The organism is Acinetobacter sp. YH12058, from assembly GCF_013419805.1.
Lineage (GTDB): Bacteria > Pseudomonadota > Gammaproteobacteria > Pseudomonadales > Moraxellaceae > Acinetobacter > Acinetobacter towneri.
Map to the genome: position 1 here is coordinate 19,587 of NZ_VOZL01000026.1, position 9,214 is coordinate 28,800.

General features: G+C 40.9%; 6 protein-coding genes and 1 pseudogene. 4 read left to right on the forward strand and 3 right to left on the reverse strand.

Annotated elements, in window-relative coordinates; all coding sequences use genetic code 11:
• Window position 1: 1 nt before the first annotated feature.
• From FTU09_RS12250 to FTU09_RS12265, 4 genes are all read left to right on the forward strand, one after another.
• Window positions 2-1,231 (forward strand): efflux RND transporter periplasmic adaptor subunit, encoded by a 1,230-nt coding sequence (locus tag FTU09_RS12250; RefSeq protein WP_016658777.1) that lies wholly within the window; start codon window positions 2-4, stop codon window positions 1,229-1,231.
• Entirely contained in the window at window positions 1,221-4,361 is a 3,141-nt protein-coding gene (locus FTU09_RS12255) for an efflux RND transporter permease subunit (RefSeq protein ID WP_180080444.1), read from the forward strand. The genes FTU09_RS12250 and FTU09_RS12255 overlap by 11 nt, the downstream gene beginning before the upstream one ends.
• Before the next feature lie 86 nt (window positions 4,362-4,447).
• Window positions 4,448-5,347, forward strand: a complete 900-nt coding sequence (locus FTU09_RS12260; RefSeq protein WP_005028603.1) for a cation diffusion facilitator family transporter — start codon at window positions 4,448-4,450, stop codon at window positions 5,345-5,347.
• 186 nt (window positions 5,348-5,533) lie between these two features.
• Window positions 5,534-6,100, forward strand: a complete 567-nt coding sequence (locus FTU09_RS12265) for a recombinase family protein (protein WP_120376091.1) — start codon at window positions 5,534-5,536, stop codon at window positions 6,098-6,100.
• Window positions 6,101-6,345: 245 nt separating this feature from the next.
• Here FTU09_RS12265 and FTU09_RS12270 read toward each other — a convergent pair whose 3' ends face one another.
• The 3 genes and pseudogenes from FTU09_RS12270 to FTU09_RS12280 all read right to left on the reverse strand — a co-directional run.
• Window positions 6,346-7,197, reverse strand: a complete 852-nt coding sequence (locus tag FTU09_RS12270; RefSeq protein ID WP_002115246.1) for a universal stress protein — start codon at window positions 7,195-7,197, stop codon at window positions 6,346-6,348.
• Between the two features lie 12 nt (window positions 7,198-7,209).
• Window positions 7,210-8,697 (reverse strand): SulP family inorganic anion transporter, encoded by a 1,488-nt coding sequence (locus FTU09_RS12275; RefSeq protein ID WP_005146104.1) that lies wholly within the window; start codon window positions 8,695-8,697, stop codon window positions 7,210-7,212.
• Window positions 8,698-9,085: 388 nt separating this feature from the next.
• Window positions 9,086-9,214 (reverse strand): annotated as a pseudogene (locus FTU09_RS12280) (IS1 family transposase); the annotation flags it as partial.

The window sequence follows — 9,214 nt, forward strand, 5'->3', positions numbered from 1 at the left end:
AATGAACGCCAAGCAAAACGGAAAAATATCCCAGTCTCTCATGATTGCAATTTTGATTCTGATTACGGTCTTGGTCAGTCTGGTTATTTGGTTAAGTTCAAAAAAAACTGAATCTGAGGGGCATGGTCATGATGAGGGAAATGCCGAACATTCTGATGAAGATAGTTCTGAAGAAGGACATGCTGAAGAAGGCGAAATACAACTGACCAGCCAACAAATGGTTGAACAAGGTTTAAAAGTTGCTGTTGCATCCACAGGATTGGTTGAAAAGCTGACAACCCTGCCAGGTAAATTGGTGGTGAATACCGATCAACAAGCGCATATATCGCCTAATTTTAGTGGTCATGTCGAGCAGGTCAATGTGGCTTTAGGACAGAGCGTGCAAAAAGGACAAACGCTGGCTGTACTAATCGTGCCTGAACTGATCGACCAACAGGCAAATCTGCGTATGGCACAGGTGAATCTGGATTTGGCCCGTAAAGATTACCAGCGCGAACAGCAACTCTGGTCACAGGGGATTTCTGCCAAACAGGATTACCAGCGTGCCGAAAATGCCTACCGTCAAGCGCAGATTACTGTCCAGTCCTCACAAGCACGTTTAAATGCATTAGGTGCAAGTGGCAATAACAATGGGCGTTTTCTGATTAAAGCACCGATCTCTGGGGTGATCAGTCAAAAAGATATTGTGGTCGGTGAAAATGTGCAACTGGCTAATCAGCTCTTTGTCATTGAACAGCTGAAAGATTTATGGCTTGAGTTTAATTTGCCGAATCAATTCTCAGGTCAACTGCAAGCCGGGCAAAAAATTGACTTTAAAGTGAATGATTCAGATCAAATCTATAAAGCTACTGTACAAAGCTTAACCTCTCAGGCAGATGTACAAACAGGGCGTCTGGTGGTGCGCGCAAAACTCGATGCGCAAGCTACTGAGTTGCGTTCTAATGTGTTAGTGAGAGTGTTGATTCCGGAAGCTACAGCAAAATCAGCCCTTCGGATTCAAAAGTCTGCGCTGCAAAGTATTGAAGGTGAAGACAGTATTTTCATCGTAGATTCAGAACAAAAAGGTCAAGTCCACTTAAAAGCACAGAAAGTGCAATTGGGGCAGGCTTCAAGTGATGGACAATGGCTTGAAGTGATTTCTGGGCTGACTGAAGGGCAGAAGTATATCGCTCAAGGCAGTTTCTTGTTGAAATCTGAATTAGAAAAAGACGAGGCAGGCCATGAACATTAATTCTGATCTGCCAAAACCAGAAGGTTTATTCGAACGAATCATTCAGTTTTCCATACAAAATGCGATTTGGGTGTTGCTCTTTGTCTGTACCTGGATTGCGGTCGGGGTGTATAGCTATCAGAAACTCCCGATTGATGCTGTACCCGATATTACCAATACCCAAGTCCAGATTAATACTCAAGCCAAGGGTTTTACTGCGCTTGAAGTCGAACAGCGGATTACCTATCCCATTGAAAATGCCATGGCTGGCATTCCGGATCTGGAGCTTACCCGTTCCATATCCCGTTATGGACTCTCTCAAGTCACCATTGTCTTTAAAGATGGGACTGATATTTATTGGGCCCGTCAGCAGATTAACCAACGGATACAGGAGGCGCAATCTGAGTTGCCTGCACAAATCGCACCGACGATGTCCCCCGTTTCTACGGGTCTCGGTGAGATTTATCAATGGGTACTGAAGGCAGATCCGAATGCGAAAAAGCCGGATGGAACTGCATACACGCCGATGGATTTGCGTGAGATTCAGGACTGGATTGTGCGTCCTCAACTGCAACGTGTTAAGGGAGTTGCAGAGGTCAACAGTATTGGTGGTTTTGAAAAAACCTATGTGGTCTCTCCCGATTTAAACCGGATGCAGCAACTGAATATCTCATTAGAACAACTGCAACAGGCTTTAGCGCAAAATAATGAGAACCGAGGTGCAGGTTATATTGAAGACAATGGTCAGCAACTGACGGTACGTGTACCGGGTGCATTCAATGGGCTTTCTGATATTGAGAACACCATGCTGGGTAGCCCAAATGGCAGCCCAATTCGGGTTGGTGATATTGCGCAAGTCTCTATTGGGCATGATTTAAGAACCGGTGGGGCAACCTATAACGGCAAAGAAACCGTTTTAGGGATTGCCATGATGGCGATGGGTGGAAATAGCCGGACTGTTTCTAAAGCTGTGGATGCCAAGCTTCAAGATATTCAGAATAGTTTGCCTAAAGGGGTAGTGATTGAAACGGTGTACGACCGTACTACCTTGGTTGAGAAGGCGATTAAAACCGTTCAGAAAAACTTGGTAGAGGGAGCAATCCTGGTCATCATCATTCTGTTCCTGTTTTTAGGGAATATCCGTGCTGCCTTGATTACTGCCTGTGTCATTCCACTCTCTATGCTGTTTACCTTAACCGGGATGGCACAGAAAAATATCAGTGCCAATCTGATGAGTTTAGGTGCACTCGATTTCGGCATCATTGTCGATGGTGCTGTGGTGATTGTCGAAAACTGTATCCGGCGTTTAGCCCATACACAGCAACTGTTAAAACGACCTCTCACACAAAGTGAACGCTTTAAGGAAGTTTTTCTGGCTGCCCGCCAAGCACGTCGTCCTCTTATTTTTGGTCAGCTTATTATTTTGGTGGTGTATTTGCCGATTTTTGCTTTAAGTGGTGTGGAAGCAAAAATGTTCCATCCGATGGCATTGACAGTGGTACTCGCCCTTGTTGCAGCCATTATTTTATCGATCACCTTTGTGCCTGCTGCTGTGGCATTGTGGGTCAAAGGCGATATTCAAGAAAAAGAAAGTCGTTGGATGTTATGGCTAAAAGCTAAATATCAGCAAACTCTTGATATTTCGTATCAATACAAAGCAGTTGTGCTGACTTTTGCACTGTGTGTATTAGTGATTACGGGATTTATCAGTACCAAACTCGGCAGTGAATTTGCACCACAGCTCAGTGAAGGAGACTTTGCGGTACAACAGTTACGTTCACCAAGTACAGGCTTAGAAGAGTCTTTACGTATTCAGGAAAATACCGAAAAGCTTTTACTGAAAAACTTTCCCGAAATTAAAGCTATATTTGCCCGTACCGGGACTGCTGAAGTGGCGACAGATGTGATGCCACCGAATATTTCCGATGGTTATATCATGCTGAAACCACGTGAGGAATGGCCAGATTCAAAAGAAAGCCTAGATGCACTTCGAACCCGAATGGAAGCTTATCTTGCGACAATTCCCGGCAATAACAGTGAGTTTTCTCAGCCTATTGAGCTACGTTTTAATGAACTGATTTCAGGTATACGCAGTGATGTGGGGGTGAAGGTTTTTGGTGATGACATGCAGGTTTTGAATACTGAGGCTGCAAAAATCGCGAAAATCATTCAGCAAGTCGCAGGTAGCAGTGCGGTGAAAGTTGAACAAACTTCGGGTCTGCCTTTACTCAATGTAGAGATTGATAAAGCTTTAGCTGCCCAGTATGGCTTGAGTGTGAAATCTATTCAGGATGTGGTGGCTGCAAGTATTGGTGGACAAAGCGTGGGAGAGATTTTAGAAGGCGATCGTCGTTTTGATTTTGTTATCCGTCTTGGAGAGCAAGACCGTAGTGTCGCATCTGTTTCCCAGTTACCTATTCAGCTTCCAAATGGTGGCAGTATTTTATTGTCGGATGTCGCGCAAGTCTCGACCATTGAAGGAATCAACCAAGTCAGTCGAGAAAATGGTAAACGCCGAGTTGTGGTTACAACGAATGTTGAAGGGCGTGATTTAGGGTCTTTTGTTTCTGATGTACAGACACAGCTCAAAGCATACACTTTGCCAAGTGGTTATTGGATAGAATATGGCGGTCAGTTTGAAAATTTGGCTTCAGCCAAAGCACGGATGCAAATCGTGATTCCACTGGCTTTAATCACTATCTTTATTTTACTGATGGCGGTCTTTCACAATGTCAAAGAAAGTCTATTGGTCTTTACCGGGGTACCCTTTGCCTTGACCGGTGGTGTGCTGTTCCTTTGGCTAAGGGATATTCCATTATCGATGTCAGCTGGAATTGGCTTTATTGCCTTATCTGGTGTTGCAGTCCTCAATGGACTGGTAATGCTGACCTTTATTAAGGAATTAAGGGACAAATATCCAGTGCATAAAGCCGTGTGGCAAGGGGCTATTTTGCGCTTAAGACCAGTGTTGATGACAGCTTGTGTGGCTTCACTGGGTTTTGTACCAATGGCGCTGGCAACCGGAACAGGGGCTGAGGTTCAACGGCCACTGGCAACCGTAGTGATTGGCGGGATTATCTCTTCAACATTACTAACTTTGGTGCTGTTACCCGTGCTTTATCGTTGGATAAATGAAAAGAAAGTTTCTTAATCCAATAGATTAGTCGATTTACAGCAGAGATATTGGCTGTTATCCAATATCTCTGCTCATCATAAATAGAATAAGGAAAATATTTTATGTCAGAACATCATGATCATAGCCATGCGGTTGTTACTGAAGAAAATAGTAAGAAGTTAATGGTTGCCTTAGGTTTAACGACTACTTTTTTAATAGTAGAAGTTGTCGCTGCTTTTATTACCCAAAGTTTGGCTTTGTTATCTGATGCAGCTCATATGTTTACTGATGTAGCCGCTTTAGCTATTGCTCTTGCCGCTATCAAAATTGGTAAAAAAGCCGCAGATGATAAAAGAACTTTTGGCTATCAGCGATTTGAAATTTTAGCGGCTCTGTTTAATGCGGTGATGCTTTTTGTGGTAGCAATATATATTGTATATGAAGCTTATCAACGTTTTACGAATCCTGCTGAAATTCAAAGTGTTGGAATGATGATTGTCGCGGTCATTGGTTTGGTCATAAATTTGATTTCAATGAAAATCCTTTCTGCTAGTGCTGAAGGAAGTCTAAATATAAAAGGTGCATATTTAGAAGTTCTTAGTGATGCTCTAGGATCGATAGGCGTGATTATCGGAGGAATAGTTATTTATTTTACCCAGTGGATGTGGGTTGATACCGTAATCGCTGTGTTAATTGGCTTCTGGGTCTTACCTCGAACTTGGATTTTATTAAAACAAAGTATTCATATTCTGCTTGAAGGAGTTCCTGATGAGATTGATATTGAGTCGTTAAGAAATGATTTATTGAAGCTAGAGGGCGTTGAAGGGATTCATCAGTTGAAAGTCTGGGCTATATCCTCAAGAAATATTCATTTAACTGCTCATTTGGTTGCTCCGAATAGCAATACAGATCAACTCTATCAAAAGGCCTTAGAAGTTCTAAAACATAATCATAATATTACTGAAATTACGTTACAAATAGAAAATACGAAATGTAATACATTGAACCAACATAAACACTAATTTGGACTTTAGTCTTCATATAGATGTTTTGTGTAACTTTAAAGTATACCCTAAAGTTACAATCTGAAAGTTCATGAAATTATGTATCATTTAAATGATTTTTAATCATAAGTAACATGTAACTTTAGTGTTAAAGAATTATAATTTACGAAATTGTTCATTTTTATCCAATTGGGGCGTGAAAAAGTGAAAGGCCAAAAAGTAGGGTATGTCCGGGTAAGTTCTGTCGAGCAAAACACTGGACGTCAACTTGAAGGAATTGAGGTCGACCGGATTTTTGTTGACCGTGCTTCAGGTAAAAATACTGACCGACCTAAATTTCAGGAAATGTTGAACTATGTCCGGGAAGGGGACAGGGTGATTGTACATTCAATGGATCGTTTTGCGCGAAGCCTAAAAGATTTGGTCACTGAAGTAGATAAACTGGTCAAACGAGGGATCGCCATCCAGTTTGTAAAAGAAAATATTACTTTTACAGCCGAATCCACCCCGATGGATAATTTGATGCTTCAAATGATGGGTGCTTTTGCACAGTTCGAACGTGAGATCATTTTAGAGCGGCAAAAGGAAGGAATAAAACTCGCCTCTGCTCAGGGGAAGTACAAAGGTCGGGTGCATAAACTAAAGCCTGACCAAGCTGAAGCTTTACGACAAGCATGGAAGGAGGGGACGTATCCATCGAAAATGGCATTAGGGAAAGCTTTTGGGATTAGTCGTCAGGCGGTATACCGATATTTACAAGTTAGTGAATAGCTTATTGGGATTAGCAACTAAATTTAGTTTAACTTATAAAAATCATGAAACACTGTTCGAATTTTAAGCGTGGAACGTGAAAAATCACAAAAAAAGCTCACCTTGGGGAAGGTGGGCTATCAACTAGAAACTACAGCATTGATTTCTAAGTGGAATTATAACACATTACGTATAAGGTGTATTATGTTAATTTTAGAAATTCTAAAAAAGGGATAGTTTTTAACTATCCCTTTATCTTGTAAAAATTATCTTAGTAATAATACTGGTTTTGTAGAACTTGATAACAATTTGGTCGTCGTACTACCAATAAAAAACTGGCGTATCTTTGAATGACCATATGCACCAATCACAATCATATCAATAACGTTTTTTTCTTGATAATCCAATATAGATTTCTCAACATCACCTTCAAGCACACTATCAATGACATCAAAACCATTATTTGCAAGTAGCTCTTTTGCCCAAGTGACTTGTGATGTCATATCACTATTTGGCTTACCAACATATACCACATGAGCTGTCAGGGTTTTTAATAAAGGGCTATTTGCAATTTTGTCTACACAAATACGTGCAGTAGGACTTCCATCAAAAGCAATTAAAAATGACTGAGGTGGACTAAACGGTGAGGATGTGATTAACACGGGTTTATGAAGAGCACGAACAACATTTTCAATATGGGTTCCAACTTTACTGGAATTGTGCTCGGTTTCAGTTCCATGCTTACCCATAACAAGAACTCGAATATCCTCTTCCATTCCCATGATTGTTTCTAAAAGACTGCCATGGCGTTGAAAGCTTTGAGCATCAATAGAGAACTTCTCCAATAGATAGTTTTTTGCTTCCCGAAGAAGAATTTGGCCATGCTCTAGCTCAATTTTCCCCTTACGTTCTTCCAGTTCAACCAACTCGTTTAGCAAGGTTTCTCGACTTCCTAGACCAATTGCACCACTTAAATCTTGTGGTGCTTTCGCTTTTGGCTTATCAATGACATGCAATAACTGAAGAGGTGAATTCAATTTATCGCTAAACCAAGCTGCATAATCACAAACGGTATTTGTTGCTAATGATCCATCAATACATGCAATAATTTTTGACATAATTCATCCCTCTTAGTGGCTATTTAAGCGATCTAAAGCATCTGGCTTATCATGGATACCAAACTTATCGACTAACGTTTTACTGGCTTCATTCATTCCAATCAGTTCGACTTCTGTTCCTTCACGTCTAAACTTAATGACCACTTTATCTACGGCAGCGACCGCAGACACATCCCAAAAGTGAGCCTGACTAACATCAATCACAACTTTTGAAAGTGCTTCTTTGAAATCAAATGCAGACGTAAATTTATCTGCCGAGCTGAAGAACACTTGACCCGTCACCGTATAAGTACGGGTACTTTCAGGTTCATTAAATTCGGACTGAATTGCCATGTAGCGTTCAATTTTGTTAGCAAAAAATAATGCAGAAAGAAGAACACCGACTAATACGCCATAAGCCAGGTTATGTGTGGCAACAACCACAACCACTGTCGCTATCATTACGATATTGCTAGAGAAGGGATATTGGCGAATATTGCGCAGTGAATCCCAGTTAAATGTTCCGATTGAAACCATGATCATTACGGCAACCAGTGCAGCCATTGGAATGACTTTGAGCCAGTCACTGATAAACACCACCATAATTAACAGGAAGACCCCCGCACTAAAGGTAGATAAACGGGTACGACCACCAGATTTCACATTAATAATTGATTGACCGATCATGGCACAGCCTGCCATTCCGCCTAAGAAGCCTGAAGCGACATTGGCAACGCCTTGTCCTTTACACTCACGGTTTTTATCACTGGTGGTATCTGTTAAATCGTCGACAATCGTTGCTGTCATCATAGATTCAAGCAAACCGACGGCTGCTAATCCCAGTGAATAAGGCAAAATAATAGCTAAAGTTTCAAGATTTAAAGGAATATCAGGAAGCAAGAAAATTGGAAGAGTATCTGGTAATTGCCCCATATCACCTACGGTTCTTACATCTAAACCAATGAACAAGGCAAAGAGCGTGAGGAGTACAATACAGATGAGGGGAGAGGGTAAAAGCTTGCCTATTACTGGGATATAGGGGAATAGATAAATAATGGCTAAACCACCAATTGTCATCGCATAGACATGCCATGTCACATTGGTGAGTTCAGGCAATTGGGCCATAAAAATTAGAATAGCCAAGGCATTCACAAAGCCAATCACAACCGACTTTGACACAAAGCGCATCAATGCACCTAATTTTAGATAGCCTGCTAGGATTTGAATAAATCCTGTCAAAATTGTGGCTGCTAATAAGTATTGCAGACCATGCTCTTTAACCAGTGTGACCATTAATAAAGCCATAGCACCAGTTGCAGCAGAAATCATCCCTGGACGACCGCCTACGAAAGAAATCACCACGGCAATACAGAATGAAGCATATAACCCTACCTTAGGGTCGACACCTGCAATAATTGAAAAGGCAATTGCTTCAGGAATTAGAGCCAAAGCAACAACAATACCCGCAAGAACATCCCCGCGAATATTGGAGAACCATTGTTCTCGAATAGTGGATAACATGAAAATAGCCTATTTTTTTAAATTTTAGGAAAGGCTAGTGATGTGATATATGACACACAAGCTACTACACCACATCACTAGACAGTGATGAGTTATTTACTGTTTTAAGAGATAAATAAACTTATGGTGGCGTAAGTGTCATATTAAGAAAGATATCTATTTTGGAGGGTTTCGGGGGCAATGATAGCAGTTAGGCCCTTTTCTATCCACCCTAACCGCAGTACTGAAGTAAAAGTAAGAATGATCATAGATAATTTTAGAATTGATTTATGTCCATTTAACATAATGGCTGTTATACGAAACGAGAGTGTTAGAACCCATTTAAAGTGTCTATATTCTCACCAATAAAAATGTCCGGTTTCTCCGAGGTAAAATATGACTTTTGAACAAAAATAAGCCATTGTTTATTCTTTTTATTTCCAACAAAATTCCAGAACTCATCTACTTCGAGAGATTCATAATGACTTTGCTGAGGCTGAATTTCATAGGTTGATTCAGTTAAAGTACGTAAAACTTT

Coding starts and splice junctions, on each gene's coding strand:
- FTU09_RS12250 (WP_016658777.1), top strand. CDS start 2: ATGAACGCCAAGCAAAACGGAAAAATATCCCAGTCTCTCATGATTGCA.
- FTU09_RS12255 (WP_180080444.1), top strand. CDS start 1,221: ATGAACATTAATTCTGATCTGCCAAAACCAGAAGGTTTATTCGAACGA.
- FTU09_RS12260 (WP_005028603.1), top strand. CDS start 4,448: ATGTCAGAACATCATGATCATAGCCATGCGGTTGTTACTGAAGAAAAT.
- FTU09_RS12270 (WP_002115246.1), bottom strand. CDS start 7,197: ATGTCAAAAATTATTGCATGTATTGATGGATCATTAGCAACAAATACC.
- FTU09_RS12275 (WP_005146104.1), bottom strand. CDS start 8,697: ATGTTATCCACTATTCGAGAACAATGGTTCTCCAATATTCGCGGGGAT.